This window comes from Metabacillus sp. KUDC1714, from assembly GCF_014217835.1.
GTDB classification, from domain to species: domain Bacteria; phylum Bacillota; class Bacilli; order Bacillales; family Bacillaceae; genus Metabacillus; species Metabacillus rhizosphaerae.
Genome location: NZ_CP055263.1, coordinates 3,025,597 through 3,043,436, shown reverse-complemented (window position 1 = coordinate 3,043,436; position 17,840 = coordinate 3,025,597). Strand labels below are relative to the sequence as shown.

General features: G+C 35.4%; 19 protein-coding genes and 1 pseudogene. 1 reads left to right on the top strand and 19 read right to left on the bottom strand.

Going from position 1 to position 17,840, the window contains the following annotated elements; genetic code table 11:
- Positions 1-29: 29 nt before the first annotated feature.
- From HUW50_RS14490 to HUW50_RS14450, 9 genes and pseudogenes are all read right to left on the bottom strand, one after another.
- Positions 30-596, bottom strand: a complete 567-nt coding sequence (locus HUW50_RS14490; protein ID WP_066323819.1) for a sulfurtransferase TusA family protein — start codon at positions 594-596, stop codon at positions 30-32.
- A gap of 51 nt (positions 597-647) precedes the next feature.
- Positions 648-944 (bottom strand): rhodanese-like domain-containing protein, encoded by a 297-nt coding sequence (locus HUW50_RS14485; protein WP_066323817.1) that lies wholly within the window; start codon positions 942-944, stop codon positions 648-650.
- A 16-nt stretch (positions 945-960) separates the two neighbouring features.
- A complete protein-coding gene (locus HUW50_RS14480; RefSeq protein WP_066323815.1) occupies positions 961-1,323 on the bottom strand; it encodes a rhodanese-like domain-containing protein in 363 nt (120 codons plus the stop codon).
- Between the two features lie 48 nt (positions 1,324-1,371).
- Positions 1,372-1,851, bottom strand: a complete 480-nt coding sequence (locus HUW50_RS14475; protein ID WP_066323808.1) for a DsrE/DsrF/DrsH-like family protein — start codon at positions 1,849-1,851, stop codon at positions 1,372-1,374.
- 50 nt (positions 1,852-1,901) lie between these two features.
- Positions 1,902-2,129: a sulfurtransferase TusA family protein gene (locus HUW50_RS14470; RefSeq protein ID WP_185652978.1), complete on the bottom strand. Its 228-nt coding sequence runs from the start codon at positions 2,127-2,129 to the stop codon at positions 1,902-1,904.
- 81 nt (positions 2,130-2,210) lie between these two features.
- Positions 2,211-2,474, bottom strand: a complete 264-nt coding sequence (locus HUW50_RS14465; protein WP_066323803.1) for a metal-sensitive transcriptional regulator — start codon at positions 2,472-2,474, stop codon at positions 2,211-2,213.
- Between the two features lie 14 nt (positions 2,475-2,488).
- Entirely contained in the window at positions 2,489-2,866 is a 378-nt protein-coding gene (locus HUW50_RS14460) for a rhodanese-like domain-containing protein (RefSeq protein ID WP_185652977.1), read from the bottom strand.
- A gap of 252 nt (positions 2,867-3,118) precedes the next feature.
- Positions 3,119-3,508 carry a DUF302 domain-containing protein gene (locus tag HUW50_RS14455; RefSeq protein WP_066323797.1) on the bottom strand — a complete coding sequence of 130 codons (390 nt, stop codon included), beginning with the start codon at positions 3,506-3,508 and terminating at the stop codon, positions 3,119-3,121.
- Positions 3,509-4,466: 958 nt separating this feature from the next.
- Positions 4,467-5,339: pseudogene (locus tag HUW50_RS14450) on the bottom strand (SDR family oxidoreductase).
- 195 nt (positions 5,340-5,534) lie between these two features.
- Here HUW50_RS14450 and HUW50_RS14445 point away from each other — a divergent pair.
- Entirely contained in the window at positions 5,535-5,966 is a 432-nt protein-coding gene (locus HUW50_RS14445) for an Rrf2 family transcriptional regulator (protein ID WP_066323792.1), read from the top strand.
- An 845-nt stretch (positions 5,967-6,811) separates the two neighbouring features.
- On the opposite strand, the gene HUW50_RS14440 is transcribed toward HUW50_RS14445, so the two are convergent.
- The 10 genes from HUW50_RS14440 to HUW50_RS14395 form a co-directional block, all read right to left on the bottom strand.
- Positions 6,812-7,795: a 2-hydroxyacid dehydrogenase gene (locus tag HUW50_RS14440; RefSeq protein ID WP_066323782.1), complete on the bottom strand. Its 984-nt coding sequence runs from the start codon at positions 7,793-7,795 to the stop codon at positions 6,812-6,814.
- Positions 7,792-8,505: an RraA family protein gene (locus tag HUW50_RS14435; RefSeq protein ID WP_185652976.1), complete on the bottom strand. Its 714-nt coding sequence runs from the start codon at positions 8,503-8,505 to the stop codon at positions 7,792-7,794. Before HUW50_RS14435 ends, HUW50_RS14440 begins: the two co-directional genes overlap by 4 nt.
- A gap of 78 nt (positions 8,506-8,583) precedes the next feature.
- Positions 8,584-9,348 carry an enoyl-CoA hydratase/isomerase family protein gene (locus tag HUW50_RS14430; RefSeq protein WP_066323775.1) on the bottom strand — a complete coding sequence of 255 codons (765 nt, stop codon included), beginning with the start codon at positions 9,346-9,348 and terminating at the stop codon, positions 8,584-8,586.
- On the bottom strand, positions 9,345-11,096 hold the full coding sequence (locus HUW50_RS14425; protein WP_066323772.1) for an FAD-binding protein: 1,752 nt from the start codon (positions 11,094-11,096) through the stop codon (positions 9,345-9,347). The genes HUW50_RS14430 and HUW50_RS14425 overlap by 4 nt, the downstream gene beginning before the upstream one ends.
- 4 nt (positions 11,097-11,100) lie before the next feature.
- On the bottom strand, positions 11,101-12,696 hold the full coding sequence (locus HUW50_RS14420) for an acyl CoA:acetate/3-ketoacid CoA transferase (protein ID WP_185652975.1): 1,596 nt from the start codon (positions 12,694-12,696) through the stop codon (positions 11,101-11,103).
- Positions 12,697-12,773: 77 nt separating this feature from the next.
- The gene (locus tag HUW50_RS14415; protein ID WP_066323765.1) at positions 12,774-13,913 is read right to left on the bottom strand and encodes an acyl-CoA dehydrogenase family protein; all 1,140 of its coding nucleotides are present in this window, start codon (positions 13,911-13,913) and stop codon (positions 12,774-12,776) included.
- A gap of 298 nt (positions 13,914-14,211) precedes the next feature.
- The gene (locus HUW50_RS14410) at positions 14,212-14,880 is read right to left on the bottom strand and encodes a GntR family transcriptional regulator (protein WP_185652974.1); all 669 of its coding nucleotides are present in this window, start codon (positions 14,878-14,880) and stop codon (positions 14,212-14,214) included.
- 42 nt (positions 14,881-14,922) lie between these two features.
- Positions 14,923-15,765 carry an NAD(P)-dependent oxidoreductase gene (locus HUW50_RS14405; protein WP_260445710.1) on the bottom strand — a complete coding sequence of 281 codons (843 nt, stop codon included), beginning with the start codon at positions 15,763-15,765 and terminating at the stop codon, positions 14,923-14,925.
- A 52-nt stretch (positions 15,766-15,817) separates the two neighbouring features.
- Positions 15,818-17,359 (bottom strand): tripartite tricarboxylate transporter permease, encoded by a 1,542-nt coding sequence (locus HUW50_RS14400; protein ID WP_185652973.1) that lies wholly within the window; start codon positions 17,357-17,359, stop codon positions 15,818-15,820.
- Positions 17,360-17,375: 16 nt separating this feature from the next.
- On the bottom strand, positions 17,376-17,816 hold the full coding sequence (locus tag HUW50_RS14395) for a tripartite tricarboxylate transporter TctB family protein (protein WP_185652972.1): 441 nt from the start codon (positions 17,814-17,816) through the stop codon (positions 17,376-17,378).
- Between the last annotated feature and the right edge of the window lie 24 nt (positions 17,817-17,840).

Genomic DNA, 17,840 nt, shown 5'->3' with positions numbered 1-17,840 from the left:
TCAATAATATAGATTTCTTCCTTACTTATTTATGTGGACGTTATTCCTGACCAAGCAATCATACCCGGTACAACATTATTTACTTTCGTAAAACCCTTTTCAGCTAATTTTTGAGACGCGAGATCACTACGACTTCCAGTTCGACACACTACATAAATTTCATCATCTTTATCCAATTCACTTACACGCTCATCCAATTCGCCTAACGGAATCGAAATCGCGTTTGGAATATGGTTAAATGCATATTCGGCAGATTCCCTTACATCTAACACAACAATGTTTGCTCTAGCTTCTAATTTTTTCTCAAGTTCTTCGTTACTTGTTACATATGGATGTTTTCTTTCAACAGTTTCTTCATTTGAAGATTTACGTAGGTAATGCTTAAGAACATCGTCTTCTTCAAGTGTACCTAAATATTGATGACCAGAGCTTTTTGCCCAAGCTTGAATATCAGCCTTTGAACCTTTATCTGTTGCTTGAACCTCTAAAACCTGCCCTGCTTCGATTTCATTCATCGCTTTCTTTGTTCTGACAATTGGCATTGGGCACGCTAATCCTTTCGCATCCACTAATAAATCTGTTTTTAATGAGTTCATTATAAAGATCCTCCTAATTACCCATTGGGGTATAATTATTTTTAAAAAAAATTAGTTTGTTTCGCCTTCCCAGTCAAGCATTCCACCAGTCATATTAATTACATTGTACCCATGGCTTTCAAGAAATTGGTAAGCACGACCACTTCTTGCACCAGAACGACAAACCATGATATATTCTTTTGATTTATTTAGTTCATTCATTCGAAATTCTAATAATCCTAATGGAATGTGAAAGGCACCAGGAATCTTCCCAGCTTCTACCTCTTCCACTTCTCTCACGTCAATGATGTTTACACTTTGACCTTGAATTAACATGTTTTCTACTTCTTTTGCCGTAAATTGTTTCATTTTTAATAGCCTCCTTTTATCTCCAAGCGCCCATACCGCCCTTTACATTTGTCACATTTGTATAACCTAATTTTTTCAGTATTTTACTAGCCTTTTGACTTCTCATGCCACTTTGACAAATCACAACGACTTCTTTGTCTTTTGATAATGCCTTCTCAGCTTTCTGGCCGAGTTCATGAAGTGGAATATTTTTAAATTCTTTAATACGATTCCCTTTAAATTCACTAGGCGTTCTGACATCTATAAATTGCTTATTCTTATCTTTTAGTTCATTTTTCAATTCAACTGTTGAGATATGTCTTATACCTTTAACTGGAATGATTCGGTTCAGAATGAGAAAAATGAAAAGGGCAATAACTAAATAGTTAATGTATTCCATATATATCCTCCTTAAATACTTAGGGGAGTATCCCCCTATTTAACTTACTTAGATGAATAAATTCACGTTTCCATCTTCTGCATCTGCAAGGTATGCAGCAACACCTGCATACTCAATATTATTTAAAAGTTCTTCTTCTTGAAGACCGAGTAAATCCATTGTCATCGTACATGCTACTAATTTCACATCTTGTTCTTGTGCCATTTCAATTAAATTCGAAAGAGGCAAGGCATTGTGCTTCTTCATAACATCTTTGATCATTTTTGGACCGAAACCAGCAAAGTTCATTTTTGACAATCCCATTTTTTCTGCCCCTCTAGGCATCATTTTGCCGAACATCTTTTCCATAAAACCTTTCTTCACTTGAATATTTTCATCTTTACGCAGAGCATTTAATCCCCAAAATGTGTGAAAGATCGTTACTTCATGATCATAGGCAGCTGCACCGTTCGCAATTATATAAGCAGCCATTGCCTTATCATATTCACCACTGAATAATACAATCGTTGTCTTCTTCTTGTCTGTCACAGTAGTTCCTCCTCTATTTACCCCTACAGGTATATAATTCATTAAATTTTTTACCCTTTTTTAATCCAGAATTTTAGTATTTGATCTTCTTCCTCATGTTTTAAAAATTCATGACCACCTGATCTAGCCCAAGCAGTTAAATCATTTTTTGCACCCTTATCAGTAACATGAATTTCTAATACTTGACCCGATTCTAACTCATTCATTGCTTTTTTTGTTTTAACAATTGGCATTGGACATGCTAAACCTTTTGCATCTAAAACTTTATCAATATTCATTGATTAATCCTCCTAATCTTAATTACCTCTACCCCTACGGGTATATATTAGTATAAATGAAAGAGGGTGTCAACCCTTTGATTATCTACTCTTAACAAGTAAATTCACTGCTTCTTTCACTAATTCTTCTGTACTGTGTTCTCCAGTTTCCTCAGCATTACGAACACATTCTACTAAATTGGAACTGACAACAACACCGATTGTTCGATCAATTCCAGTTCTTGCTGCAGACAACTGTGTGATGACTTCCTTACAATCTTTTCCTTCTTCCATCATTCTTAAAATACCTCTAAGTTGTCCCTCAATACGCTTTACTCTATTTTTCATTTGATCATTATACTCCATCTTCAATTCCTCCTTTAACAATAACTTTCTGTACTTATTTGTTTTTCATTTACTATTTTCTTTTGGGAAGGAATTGTATATCCAATAACCTTAAAGCCCTTTTTACGAAGGATTCGAACCCCAACATTTCTTTCCATACAATTTGAGGCAACGACTACTAGGTCATTATTGGGAATTTCACTGTAGTATCTTTTAAGGTATGCAATTGGAATATTGATTCCTGGATATACCGGATCCTTATAGGCTTCGTTATAATCCCTTATATCAATAGCAAAATGATTATTTATCTCAATCTCTTTCTTATCAATAACATGTAATCCATAAATGGGATAATACCTTATAAATAAGAAATGGTTGATACTTATTAGCACAAATAAATAGAATATTACCATGTGAAAGGCTCCTCCCTAATTTGTAGCAAAAGGAACAACTTACATGATTCATAATATACCGTGTAGGGTATATTGTCAACATCCTCTTAATTTCTTTTTTATAAGCAACTTTATAAGAAAAAACAAACCACAAATCTTTAATACTTCGTGCACAATATAAATTTTCATAAATCACTCTGTTACATTCTTATATGTACATACATAATAACCCCTAAGTAAAAATACAATGAAAGATTGGAATGATTGATTTTTTTAACTTAGAATGCTTTTATTAATACAATTAATTAATCTTAGCTCAATATCATTAGCAAGCTTTTTTACTTCCTCATTGTTTACTAAATTTATTAAAGCAGTAGGTCTTGGCATTCCAATTTTCGTTTTGCCATTGTCACTATAAACAACAATTTTACATGGCAGAAAATAACCAACTAATAAATTTTCTTTCAATACTCTCTCGGCTTCATACGGGTTACACACTTCTAAAACTAGATAGTCTGATTCAAACTCCAGTCCTTTCTCTTGTAGCTTTTCTTTAATATCAAACATCCATAATACCCCAAACTTTTCTTCCTTTAGACTTAATTCCAGACTAGATATTGCTTCCTTTATACTATTATTTGTTGCTACAGTATAATCAAACATTTGCTACATTCCCTTCTTTTGAACATTTTCATTTAAATTAATTTACCCAAATGGACCCAGAAGTAACAAGTTATTGTTTTAACTGCTATAAAACTCTAAATTTGCAACAAATAAAAAGCACTATCTTGGCATTTTAAATCAGGTGATTCCCGATAAAGCAAATTCTGAAAAATGAAGGTATATTATGCTGATTGCTCATTAAATAATATCTAATCACAAGAAAAGCCGAGGCCCTGATAGGGAAGGGAAGCTCGTCTTTTAATTTGTGAAACATTGTACTTAAACTCCCTCAGTTTCAACAGGAATGCGTCGAGGAGTTCACTAGAATGGGATCATATCAACTTATGGGAAGGAAAAACACATGTAAAACAAGCATTAATTCATACAAAACAGGGTTACATTTTCAAGTCACCCAAAACTAAAAAGTCCATAAGAACAATGAACACGCTACAAAAGAATTAAAAACAATGAAAGGTTGGCTATAGGAGATAAATGGGAAGGTAGAAATCGTTACTTGTTATTCAAGTACTCTGTTATATATAAAAAACCTTGATAATCAAGGATTACCAAGGGCCTGTTATGATGATCCGAGAAAGATTTGAATCCCCCGACCCCTACCCTGTCAAAATTGGGTGGGAAATTAATAGAGTTAAATGTAATAGGATCGAGTTAAATAAGTATTGATAAATCAACGTTTTTGGCTAGTGACTGTAAAATGAGTTAATAAAATTCAATGAAATAAATTAAGTCTGTGCAAATTTTTGTGCAATATTAGAGTATTGGTCTAGCTAAGGATATCAAGCTCTTGTACCAAAAAGCGCCTAGATCGTATTTTAAGGTCAATAGGAACATTCCAGGATGACCTATTTCTCATCCGAGTCCAACATCAACTTAAAAGCTGACTTTTTCTCGTACGAAGGTCGGTTTATCTACATGATTAATTTTTGGAATTATCTATTTAGTTTGATTGAGAGTTTGCATTTACAATGTGTGTAAGTGCCTCTTTGATTGGCGTAACTGGGCGACCAAGAACTTTTTCAAAATCATTGCTTTCAATTTCAAGTGAACCATTTCGAATGCTTTCTTAAATTCCTACTACAATCGGAATGACAAATTCAGGTAAACCTAAGCCTTTCATTATTTCGGCATATTCTTCGTCACCAACTTGTTGTACAGGTATTTCTTTGCCTAATACAGCACCAATAGCCGTCACTAATTCTTCTTGAGTTAAAAGAGGGCCAGAAAGTTCATAAACTGTATTTTCGTTCCCTTCACCTAAAAGAACTGCTGCTGCTGCATCTGCATAATCTTGTTGTAGTGCCCAGCCAACTTTACCAGCTCCAGCAGAAGTTACCCATGGAGCTCCTGCCATAGCACCTTGAATGCTATCAATTTCATTTTCCAAATACCAATTATTACGTAAGAAAGAATATGGGATACCCGTCTTCAAGATGGCTGCTTCTGTCGAGACATGAGGAGGAGCCATTAAATTTTTGCTTTCTGTTGCATTTGCGATACTCGTGTATGCAATAAATTTTATCCCTGCACGTTCAGCTGCTTGCACTGCATTTGTATGTTGACGAATTCTTGTATCATTATCACCATCTGCAGAAATAATTAATAAACGATCAATCCCTTTAAAAGCATCATCTAATGTTTCTGGATGGTCAAAATCACCTTTTCGAATCTCTACTCCTCGAGCTCGAAGTCCTTCTGCTTTCTCAGGATTTCGAACACTCACCGCCAGCTCACTCGCAGGTATGGATGTTAATAATGACTCCACAACCTTAGATCCTAATTTTCCAGTTGCTCCTGTAACTAATATTTTCATTTATATTCCTCCAGTTCGGTTTCGATTGTAACAAATTCGGTTACATGTATTTATTTTAGTTACAGGTAATCATTTTGTCAACAGGTTAGATATCATATATTATTTTCATCGAAATTTGGTATAATAGACTTGTAATCAAATTAATTACACTTATAAATTAGTAAATAGATTTGTTCACAAGGGTGGTGACTGAACATGTCCATCAGCAGCCGATTCGCTGTCGGTATTCATATATTAGCTTTAATTGAATTAAATAAAGAAGGGATAACGTCTTCTGAATTTTTAGCATCCAGTGTAAACACAAACTCAGCAGTGATCAGAAAACTCATGGGAATGTTAAAAAATGCTGGTTTAATAGAGGTAAAACCAGGTATTGCAGGGGCTAAACTCTCAAAAAAATTATATGATATTACACTGTTTGACGTTTATAAAGCAGTGAATGTAGTACAGGAAAAAGAGCTATTTAGCGTCCATGAAAATCCAAATCCAAAATGTCCTGTAGGTAGGAACATCCAGAATACAATCGAACCATTGTTCACATCAGCTCAGTTAGCTATGGAGAAGGTGTTGAGGAGCGTAACACTAGAGGATGTTGTGAAGGATATTGCTACAATTGAGAATAACTAGTAAAAGGGCATTCCAAAAATGGGATGTCTTTTTTAGCCGAGAGTTTGACCTAGAATTTGAGCAAGAATTCCTTTAAATATTCCCCGCATCCACCTAGTTTGGTCCATGATAGCACTCTTTTATATATGATAATCCTCAACTAATACTTACCTAAGTACAATATATAGCCCCACAAATAGCAGTGAAAAAAAATGACCACTCCTTAAATAGAATTTAATCTTGTTAGATTTCCTTTTGTTTTTTTACTGTAGTTAGATTCTATATTTTTTGCTGTGAATATCGTTCTAGTAATGCAGATATGGCTAACATAATAATAAGTATTACTGCAAATGTCAAAGATATTTCTCCTTTCACATATTTCAAAGTCTCCATTGTGTCTTGAAAAACCGCCAGAAATTAATTCCTGGCAGTCTTAGATGTAAAAATTAATTTGTTTTCACAGGAGTTTTATCAAGATTCACCCACTGACCTTTTTCCGCTGATTCAAGAATCGCATCACTGATAACAGCACTTCGATATCCATCGTCAAAGTTAGGAGAAACTGTTGTATCATCCACAATTGATTTAATAAAGTCATACGCTTCAATAATCTTTGTTTCACCGTAACCAATCCCTAACGCAGGAATTGGCCATGGGACTTACTCAGATTGAACTTTCACCAATTAGCAATTAACGGCTTGCTGGGCACGCAATAAAAAAAGCCTCAATCCTTTTTTTTATCAATGAATTGAAGCTTTTGGTTCAAAGTTGTGTTTTTTCATCAATTTCTGTAGTGTTAATTCACTTTTTCATAAAAAATTTAGGTAGACTAGTAAGAATATCTAAATGGGAAACTATTATATTGCTTATTTGTGATTGAAACAAACATCATTTATTAAATTTTGTGGTCTTTTACCTTTTAAACCTAAAATTAAATTATTTGCCGCAAGGTCAGCCATTTTTATTCTAGTTGCTTTACTCGCACTACCTATATGCGGCAGGGTCACAACATTAGGTAAAGTTAAAAGCGGGTGATCTAAAGATACAGGCTCTTCTTCAAATACATCTAAACCTGCCCCAAAAATACCTTTGTTTTTTAAGGTATTATATAAGGCAGCTTCATTCACAATACCTCCTCTTGCAGTATTAATTAGTATTGCATTCTTTTTCATCAATGAAAGTTGTTCTGTATCTATTAAATGTTTCGTTTCTGGGGTGTAAGGAGTTATTATACATATAAAATCCGATACTTTTAGAAGGTTTTCAAATGAAGTGTATGTTATACCTAGCTCTTTTTCTTGTTCGTATTTTCGGCTTCGATTATAGTAAAGAATCTCCATGTTAAAACCTTTTGCTCTTCGTGCCAAAGCCTCTCCTATCCGACCTAAACCGATGATCCCTAAAGTTGCTCCGTGTACATCTTGACCAGTTAGTTTCATTGGAGACCACGTTTTCCAATCTCCATTTTTTAAATAGTCGGATGCCTCTACTAGACGGCGGGCTGTTGCCATTAAAAGCCCAAAGGTTAGATCTGCAGTCGTCTCTGTTAAAACACCTGGTGTATTCGTAACCATTATTCCATGCTTTGTTGCACTTGTAATATCGATATTATTATATCCGACTGCCATATTAGCAACAATTTTAAGGTTTGTGGCTTTGCTCATTAATGAATGATCGATTGTTTCTGTTAATAAACAAAATAGTCCATCAATATCTACAATTTCCTTTTCCAATATTTCATACGGGACTGGGATATCTTCTTTATCCCACATTCGTACATCACAAACCATACTAATTTTCTCTAGAATCTGTTCAGGAATTTTCCTTGTAATATAAACTTTTGGCTTCATTTATAACCACCACTGGTAGTGAACGATTTATAAGAATCATAGCTTTCACAGCCTTTTTCTTTTAAAGTGCTATCAATCCAGTTTCTATCTATTGTTCCTTGTTCAATAGATTGAAATATTTCTACCTCTTTTCGAGCCATTTTTTGTGCTTTTTCCAGGATTTCTTCTGCCTCCTCTAACGGGACTACTACAAGACCATCTTCATCTCCTACTATTAAATCACCTGGATGAATAATCATACCATTAAATGAAACAGGAACGTTTATTTCTCCTGGGCCATCTTTATATGGTCCTCGATGAGTCACTCCTTTTGCATAAACTGGGAATGAATCATTTTTAAAAGCAACTGTATCACGAATAGCACCATTAATGACAAATCCCGCAATTCTATTTTTTTTCGCTATTCTTTGCATAATCTCTCCTACAATGGCATTTGTTTGATCGCCTCCTGCATCAACAACAATAACGTCACCTGGTTGTGCTAAATCGATCGCTTTGTGAACCATTAAGTTATCTCCAGGTCTTGTTTTCACAGTAAATGCCGTACCTACAAGCTTCATCCCATTATGGTATGGTCTTAATTTTGCTCCTGCTCCTTGCAACCTGCTCATATTATCACTAATATGTGGTGTAACAACTGTTCTAAACTGGTCAACGATCAATTGATCAACGCGTTTATCAACTGAAAATATTCGAAAGCCTATGTTCATTTTCCTAACCTCCAAATCGTAATCATGTTTAAGGTAAGTTTAGCTCGATTTACATCTGATGCCTGAAGACTTTTGATGTTATTTATGTTGGTAACGGGGATCTCTTTTTTCAAAAAATGCATTAATAGATTCAACGATATCTTCCGTTTGGTGAAGAGCATCAAAGTGATTCATTCCCTCTTTAAAAAACAGGTCTTTTTGGCGGCATCCTTTAATTACTTTTTTAATTGTCCGAATCGTTTTGTTTGAGTATGAAGCAACTAGGTCAGCCATTTTCTTTCCTTCTATTTCAAGCTGATTTTTCTCTACTATCTTATTAGCAATCCCGATTCTTAACGCATCTGCAGCTAGTATTTTTTCTCCTGTTAAAAATAAATAAGCCGCATTCGCTTCCCCTGAAAGCTGTAGAAATCGTTCAAAACCTCCGTTTCCAGGAAAAACCGTTCGTGAAACTTCTGGATAACCAAATGCAACATCCTCAGCAAATATCCTTATATCAAAAGCAGTAGCTAACTCGGCTCCTCCACCAAGTGTATTTCCTTTTACGCAAACAATCGTTGGTTGAGGAGCATCCATTATAGCCTGAAGCATTTCATGTCCTTCAATCCACGCTTCCTTTGCCTTATTGTTGTTGATTCTAGCAGAGAATTCTTTTAAGTCAGCACCGCAGCAGAAATGTTCACCCGCAGCAGTAAACAAGATGACTCTCACGTTTCGATTAGCTGAAAGAACACGAAAAGCTTCCTTCACTTTATGTTTCACTGTATTTGTTAATAGATTGAAAGGTGGATTATTTAATTCAACATGTGCAATCCCACTCTTAATTAAGACTTCAAGCTTCATAGTTTTGATTCACTTCGTTCACTCACCCTTTTACTTAACCATTGTCTTGTATTTACTTGCATTTCACCATCTTTCTGTGTGACATAAATACTTTTGATCCAGTTTGCATCATCTTTATTTGGATAATCTTCACGATAATGACAACTTCTGCTTTCTGTACGAGTTTTAGCAGACAGGATAATTGCTTTGGAAGTGACAAGCATATGTTTTAAGTCAATTGCTGCTGATATATTCTGCATATTAATCTGATATTCTCCAGCTTCTAATGATCTTTCAAGTTCATTCACATGTTTTAGAGCTGTATCTAAGCGCTCTTCATTTCGAATAACTAAGCAATTTTTATACATCGTTTCTTTGACAGATTCAACTGCTTCAACAAGGTCTTTTTTACCTTTACTATTTTCAATCCAGCTATTAAGATTATTTAATGCCGCAAGTGTTTCTTGTTCAAGACTTTCATTACTTGTTGTTTTCTGAGAATATGCAGCAGCTGCACTCCCTGTTCGGTGACCAAAAACTTGACCTTCAGCTAATGAATTGCCACCAGGACGGTCTGGACCGCGAACTCCTCCCGCTGTTTCTCCAGCGATAAATAAACCTGAAACGTTTGTAGTCCCATCCGGGCTTTCAATTAAAGCACCCCCGTTCATACATTGCGCGACAAGTGCTACTTCAAATTTATCTTTAAATACATCAATACCCTTCGACTTTAATACCCCTTTGGTTTTGGGCATTTTTTGATCAACAATGCTTTCAGAACCAGGACGCATCGTACACCACACTCCTCCATTAGGAGTTGGATTTGATTCTAGCTCTTTTTGAATGGAAGTATCCAAATAGTAAGCAGCAGTTGAAATGGTAAAAGGAAACACTTTATGATTGTAAACATCATCAATATCTACATGCTGAGGAACATGTTTTTCGAGAATGTCTTCTCCTTTATTGTTTGTTAAAATTGGCCTTGCTTTCCATACCGGACCTGATAGTAAAGTAATAGACGGCTGAATTGCCCCAGGTCCAATTTGAATAAATTCCATATTAATAAGAGGAACACCCAATTCGTTTGCCATTGCATAGCCATTTCCAACCATGTCTGATGTACCAACTGCATATTTATAAATATGATGAGCACCACCACAAGCAAGGATAACAGACGGTGTTTTATAAAGAATCATTTCTTCTGTATCTTTATTTATTGCTAATGCACCTGAAATCTTATTGTTTTTATCTGTTATTAACTTAAACACTGTTGTATTTTCATCAATAGGGACATTATGATTTTTAATTTGTTTGGCTAAAGCTACTAGAATATGACGCGCGGTTACACCATTTACTCGACAAGTTCGTGGATATGTAGCAAAATCACTCATGCCCTGTACTAATTTTCCGTCTTCGACCTTATCAAAATTTAACCCTATGTCTATAAGATCCTGTATTCGATCTGGTACCTCTGATGCAAGTGTCCAAACAAGCTCTGGATCAATAAATCCTCTTCCAGCATCTAACGTGTCTTCATAGTGAATTTCAGGATGGTCTCGTTCATCAGCATGGCCGATGGCTGCAGCTATCGCTAATAATTCTGAAAATGCCGTTGCGGTGGAACCGCTTCCTAGCCATTTTGCTTTTATTGCCATCCGAACATCTGCCCCGGCTTGAGCAGCAGATAGGGCAGCTCGCGCTGCAGCCCCACCTCCTCCAACAACTAATACCTCTATTTCAATTATGCGATCTATTTTAAAGTAAGACACTCTTTTACACCCTTTCCATTAACATTTCATTTGATGATTGTGTAAAAAACTCTGGATCCATTAGTTTTAAATCTGCAGAAATTTTAATTTCGCACTCAACATTCGAGAGAATATCTTTTTTCACATCAACCCCTGGCGCGTGCTCAATTAAAACTAAGCCACCTTCTTCTAATCGGAAAACACAGCGTTCAGTAATATAAAGAACTTCTTGCCCTTTTTTCAATGCTTGACTAGCATTGAACGTTAAATGTTCAATCGTTTGGATGAATTTTTTATGTCGTCCTTCATTTACAATTTTTATTTTTTCATTTTCAACAGATACCTTTAAGCCACCACTTGTCAGCGTGCCACAGAAAATGATTTTTGGCGTCTTATGAGTAATATCAACAAAACCGCCGGAACCTCTGTATATACCCTTAAATTTACTAACATTTACATTCCCTGTTCCATCAATTTGTGCAAATCCAAGTAAAGTTGCAGATAAACCTCCAGCTTGATAAAAATCAAATATTTGCGGGGAAGTAACAAATGCCTCTGGGTTTATATGAGCCCCAAATACCTCAACCCCCATTGGAACACCGCCAATTGCACCATGCTCTAAAGAAAATGTAATTTCATTAAAGAAGTCTTCCTCTAACGCAAGCTGAGGCAGATCTACGGGAATTCCTACGCCAAGATTAACAATTGAACCAGCATCAATTTCTTTTAAGGCTCTACGTAAAATTACTTTTTTCGCATCTAATTGTAATGTCTTTTTGAGTTGATTAATTGGTTGCTTAATTTCTCCTGTCCAGCTCGGATGATAATCTTTAAGTAAACTTTGCTTCTGATCCTCATCTATTACTACCGCATCAACTAAAATTCCGGGAATCTCTACAGAACGAGGGTGAAGGGTCTTGTTTTCAGTTACACGCTTGACCTGAGCAATTACATAACCTCCATTAGCCTTTGCTGCCATTGCCATTTCAAGTCCACTTAATGTAGCAGGTTCCTCTTCAAGCGTTATATTTCCATTTTCATCAGCAGTTGTTCCTCTTATGATCGCTACGTCTATCGGAAAAGACGGATAGAACAAGTGTTCCTTTTTATCTATTTCTAGTATTTTTACAATATCTTCTTTTGTAGCTTCATTTAATCTACCACCGTCATACCTTGGATCCACATAGGTATGTAATCCTGCTGTTGTTAAAAGGCCAGGATGTCCTCCAGCAATTGATCTTATTAACTGAAATAAAGTACCCATTGAAAAGTTATAAGCTTCTATTTCATTGTTTCTTATCATATCAGTTAATTTTGGACTTTCTTTTACATTAAAGCTACCGCTAATTAATCGCTTTAACATCCCTTTGTGGGAAACGTGTTCTAATCCAGTGCTTTTATTTTGATCCCATCCCACCCTTACAGGAGTCAGAACTGATAGGTTTCTTGGTTCCCCAGTCGTTAAGAAACGCTCTTCAAGTGAAGCCAAAACTTTTTCAGGACATAGAATAGAGATAAGGCCGCCAATAGTAATTGTTGCATCATTTGGTATTTTTTTAACAGCTTCTTCAGCAGAAACTACTTTAGAATTACTTTTTTGCTTATGAGATGTTGTACCCAATCCAATTACCTCCATCGTTTTCTTCATTATTTATACTTGAAGGCTATAAAACTTAACTATCGTTTTATACAAAGCTATCATTTTCGTTGATCAAACTTCCTTTCAAGTACACTTGATGCCAGCATTGTTTTATGAACCTGCAGGGTACCACCTGCAATAGATGCTGCGCGAACACAACGGTAATACCATTCAAGCGGGTATTGTTTTGAATATCCATAACCACCATGGAGCTGAATACAAGTATCTGTGATTTTTTGGGCAGCCTCCGCTACAAATATTTTCGCAACACTAACTGCATTTTTATCCGGCTTATTATCCGATGCGGCTTCCGCTGCCCTGTAAAGTATCGTACGAGCAGCTTCAAGCTGTACATACATATCAGATATCATCCATTGTAATCCCTGAAACTCGCAAATTTCCTTACCAAACTGTTTACGCTGTTTCACATGCTCCATCGTACGATCAAAAGCCGCTTGCGTAATACCCATGGTTTGTGATAAGAATCCTAAACGCACCCCATTATATACACCCATTAATTTTTTAAAAGCGTTATTAGTTGCAAGGACATTTTCTTTCGGTACCATAGCATCTTCAAAATATAATGCACATTGTACCTCTCCACTCATGTTTTCTTCATTTGGTCCAACAGTAAAACCTGGCGTACCACGTTCTACTAAAATTGCCCCTATATCTGAAGTACGACCTGTATTGCCGAAACGGGCATAGACAACAAATAAATCAGCCAGATGCGCTTCACTGATAAACACCTTTGAACCATTTAATCGATAAAAGTCTCCTTCTTCAACAGCTGTTGTCGATATATCAGTTGCTGCGCTGCCTGCTTCCGGTTCACTCATTCCCAAACCAACAAAAAGCTTACCTGATGTAATCATTGGCAAGTATTGCTTCTTTTGTTCTTCATTACCTAGTTGATTAATAAATGAAGCGATACCCATACTTGCATGATAAGCATGACGTCCACTAGTTGGGCATACACGACATAGTTCCTCGATGATAAGGCATGCATCAAAAATGCTTAAGTTCATGCCTCCATACTCCTCTGGAAGTGTTAAACCTAAAAATCCATGGTCCGCCAGTTTCTTTGCATTATTCCAAAAGTAATCGCCTTCTAACCATTCTGTAGCTGGTTCTAATTTTCGTTTAGCAAAATCTCTTGCCACATCTCTCCAATTTTGTTGTTGTTCAGTAAGTTGCAATCTGACCCACTTCCTTTACCTTTAATTCAATTAAACGCTTTCAATAGAGTGAGATCTGAAAATCTTTTATTTTTTGATTATCTTTTATACATTATCGATAATCTATAAACAATATGTTATCAGGTGAATTAAGAATTGTCAAAACAATTAAAATATTTCCCGATGTGTAAAATGGTTTATGAAATTCATTAAAGGAAGTTCCATTTGTGAGGAACAATAGAATCAAATGTATAAAAAAAATTGTTTAATCGTTATTCACCTGTGAGAATCTATGCATAAGTTTGCATCCAAATATTGTTTACTTTTTTAAACTATCAAAAAACTTACTAATCATTTCATGTTTTCCAACGCTTAGGTGATCAAGAAATGCTTTTATAGCACGACCTGTATCTCTTATTCTAATAGCTTCTACAATTGTTACGTGTATTTCTGCAACATCAATTAGATCTGAAAAGTAAACTTGTTTTGTTAAATACCAGATTCGATCAGATTTAATACTCAAATCTTCCCAGAGTTCCATTAAAAGATTATTATCTGCTCGAAGAAAAATCATATCGTGAAATTTTTTATCCTCATTACTTATTTTTTCAATATCGTTTTCTTTTCCTGCGATTTTCATCTCTTCAATTATATGTTCTAACCTTTGCAGGTCTGCTTCCGTAAACTTTGTCATTGCTTTTTTTAATGCAAATTCTTCAATTATTTCTCTCAATTCATAAATTTCTAGTGTATCTTTCTTTGAAAGATCAGAAACAAACGTACCTTTATGACGGTGCCTGATTACAAGCCCCTCATTTTGTAATTGAGATAGAGCTTCGCGAACCGGTCCCTGGCTAATTCCAAACCGTTTTGCTATATCAACTTCAATAATACGTTCACCTGGAAATAGTTCCCCTTTAATTATTAGGTTTTTTAACATATCATAAACTTGCTCAACCAAGGAGCTCTTATCTAAACGACCAATCATCTAATATCACCTTCAATTTATATTAATAAGCCTTTACCTTCACTAAAAAACTTTTTTACTAACAGCCGAAATATCCATCTCACCATAATCTTGTAAAGCCATTTTATAAACATTGGAAGTCAAATTGGTTAATGGTAATTCTAGAATTCCCCCTTCTTCTAAAGCTATATTAATATCTTTTACCATTAAGCGAAGGCGAAATCCTAGAGCAAAATTTTGAGACATTAAATTTTCATATTTGTTCTGAAATACCCATGAATTTCCTGAACTGGTCTCTATAACATCCTTTAACGTCTGTAAGTCAACATTTGATTGCTTAGCTAATGCAAAGGCTTCTGATGCTGCCAACATATGGATAGAAGCTAGCATCTGATTAATCATTTTAACTGTCTTACCTGCCCCTGCTTCTCCAACTATTACTTTTTTTGTAGAGATCTTATCTAGAATTGGCGAAACATCAACTACTAAGTTAGCGTCACCTCCAATCATTAATGTTAATGTTCCATTTTCTGCCCCTCCTGTGCCACCGCTTACAGGTGCATCCAAAACTTTTACTCCCTTACTTTCATAAACATAGAAAATCTTTTTCATCGTTTTAGGTGAACAACTTGTCATTTCAATTAATACTTGATTTTCCTTTAAATTATCTACTACTTCCTCTTGTAGCAAAACTTTCTTCACTTGTTCGTCTGCCGGAAGTATGGTTAGGATAATATCACTGTTAAGAATTACCTCCTTAAAGCTTTCTTTTATAATGGCTCCTTTCTCTTTTAACTTTTCAACTTTTTCATGATTTTTATGAACAGCAATAAGTAATTTGTATCCAGCCTCACATAACCGTTTTGCCATCGGAAATCCCATTGAGCCTAACCCTACAAAACCAATCTTTACTCTATTTTCTATTTTTACCTCCTGCTTGTTATTTTTGATTATTAATCTATAATTCTTTCGGTTGTGAATTTTCAGCCTGTTTTCCTAAACCATTAATCATTTTAAAGATTGGCATTATTAATGTAATAAACGTTAGTAATAGAATAACTCCAGCAATGGGTCTTTCAACAAAAGCAAATGCAAATGCACCCAAATCATCCTGTACAATCGATAAGGAACGGCGTAAATTCATTTCCATTAATGGTCCCAATATAAGTGCCAAGACAAGAGGTGCCCGTGGAATATTAACTTTAACCATTAAGTAACCTAATATTGCAAAAACAAGCATTGTTTGGACATCAAAGAAGCTATTTTGTACGGCAAAACTCCCAATAAAGCAAAAAGCTAAAATAGTACTATTTAAAATTGACTCAGGAATCGTTAACAGTTTTGCAAAATATTTCGCCCCACCAAGACCAATGACTAGAATAAAAATGTTTGCAATGAACATCCCTATAAATATCGCTGATACTAAATCGATATTTTCCTGAAACATCTCCGGTCCAGGTTGGATACCGTGGATCATAAAAGCACCAATAAGGATCGCAGTTACCGCATCCCCTGGAATACCTAAGGAAAGTAATGTTGTCATTGCACCCCCAGTGCATGCATTGTTCGAGGATTCAGCGGCAGCTATTCCTTCGACTGATCCTTTCCCCATTTCTTCTGGTTTTTTTGAAATTTTCTTTTGCTGACCATATGAAACGATAGATGCTATCGTACCGCCAGCCCCAGGAATAGCTCCAATAATTACACCGATAATACTTGAACGAGTAATCACCCCCCATAGCTTTTTAATGTCTAACCAGACACTTGGTATTTTTTTATCAAACTTAATATTTGCTATATCTACATTTTTCTTTGATTTTTTAAATCGTTCTTCAATATTTAAGATTACTTCTGTCACACCATAAAGTCCCACCATTGCAGCTATAAATTGAACTCCTGAAAATAAATGCATACTTCCAAATGTAAATCGAGACTGAGCAGTCATAGGATCAGCTCCAATCATTGCTATTAATAAACCTAGACATCCTGAAACTAACCCTGTTGTTAATGATCCAGGTGAAATAAGTGACATGATGCTTAAACCAAATAGTGCAATAGCAAACATCTCAAAGGAAGTAAACTCAAGGGCTAAATTCGCTACGACGGGTGCAATTAAAACAAGGGTAAAAACACTTAAAAGACCACCACAAGCTGATGATATCGTTGAAATTCCTAGTGCACGACCAGCTTGCCCCTTTTTCGCTAATGGATACGCATCAAGAGTTGTCATAACTGCTGAAGGTGTGCCCGGAATATTTACTAAGGTTGCTGAAATCGAACCTCCATAAACGGCTCCAAGATAAACCCCTATCAACATCAGTATTCCTGCAGCTGGTGATAAACCATAACTGATTGGTATTAATATTGATACTCCCATCATTGCTGAAAGTCCTGGAAGTGAACCTGTCACGATACCTAATAACACTCCAATGAAAATTAAAGCCAAGACGTCAAACCTTAGTACTTGTTCTATTCCAGCAGTATACAAACTAATGTCCAAGTAAATCCCTCCTCATCTACCACAAAATTCCCGTTGGCAAGGGTACTTTGAAAAGAAGTGCGAAAATCACATATAATGTGCAAGATATAAAAACTGTATGGATACTCGTTTTTTTGATAGATTGTCCTAGAAAGGCCATAACGACAAATAGAAAAACATTAGTTGCCAGTAAATACCCGAGAATTTGTAATGTAGGTACATAAACGACTAGAATACAAATTAATGTAATAACTTTTATAAAAACCCTCTTATTAAATAAAATTTTCTTTTTCTTAGTTTTTATCATAGCTTGAATAAGTAATGAAACCCCAAGTAGTCCTAAAAATAAACTGATAATTTGCGGAAATAAGCCTGCGTTACTAGAAAGATTGCTACTTCCCTCCCCTAAAGGTGTTGCGACGCAGAAAACGGTAATACTTAAAATGATTATAAAGATAGATGAAATTATATCTTTCAAATTAAAGCCCCTTTCCGGAGATTT

Coding starts and splice junctions, on each gene's coding strand:
- HUW50_RS14490 (WP_066323819.1), bottom strand. CDS start 596: ATGAACTCATTAAAAACAGATTTATTAGTGGATGCGAAAGGATTAGCG.
- HUW50_RS14485 (WP_066323817.1), bottom strand. CDS start 944: ATGAAACAATTTACGGCAAAAGAAGTAGAAAACATGTTAATTCAAGGT.
- HUW50_RS14480 (WP_066323815.1), bottom strand. CDS start 1,323: ATGGAATACATTAACTATTTAGTTATTGCCCTTTTCATTTTTCTCATT.
- HUW50_RS14470 (WP_185652978.1), bottom strand. CDS start 2,129: ATGAATATTGATAAAGTTTTAGATGCAAAAGGTTTAGCATGTCCAATG.
- HUW50_RS14465 (WP_066323803.1), bottom strand. CDS start 2,474: ATGGAGTATAATGATCAAATGAAAAATAGAGTAAAGCGTATTGAGGGA.
- HUW50_RS14460 (WP_185652977.1), bottom strand. CDS start 2,866: ATGGTAATATTCTATTTATTTGTGCTAATAAGTATCAACCATTTCTTA.
- HUW50_RS14455 (WP_066323797.1), bottom strand. CDS start 3,508: ATGTTTGATTATACTGTAGCAACAAATAATAGTATAAAGGAAGCAATA.
- HUW50_RS14445 (WP_066323792.1), top strand. CDS start 5,535: ATGTCCATCAGCAGCCGATTCGCTGTCGGTATTCATATATTAGCTTTA.
- HUW50_RS14440 (WP_066323782.1), bottom strand. CDS start 7,795: ATGAAGCCAAAAGTTTATATTACAAGGAAAATTCCTGAACAGATTCTA.
- HUW50_RS14435 (WP_185652976.1), bottom strand. CDS start 8,505: ATGAACATAGGCTTTCGAATATTTTCAGTTGATAAACGCGTTGATCAA.
- HUW50_RS14430 (WP_066323775.1), bottom strand. CDS start 9,348: ATGAAGCTTGAAGTCTTAATTAAGAGTGGGATTGCACATGTTGAATTA.
- HUW50_RS14410 (WP_185652974.1), bottom strand. CDS start 14,880: ATGATTGGTCGTTTAGATAAGAGCTCCTTGGTTGAGCAAGTTTATGAT.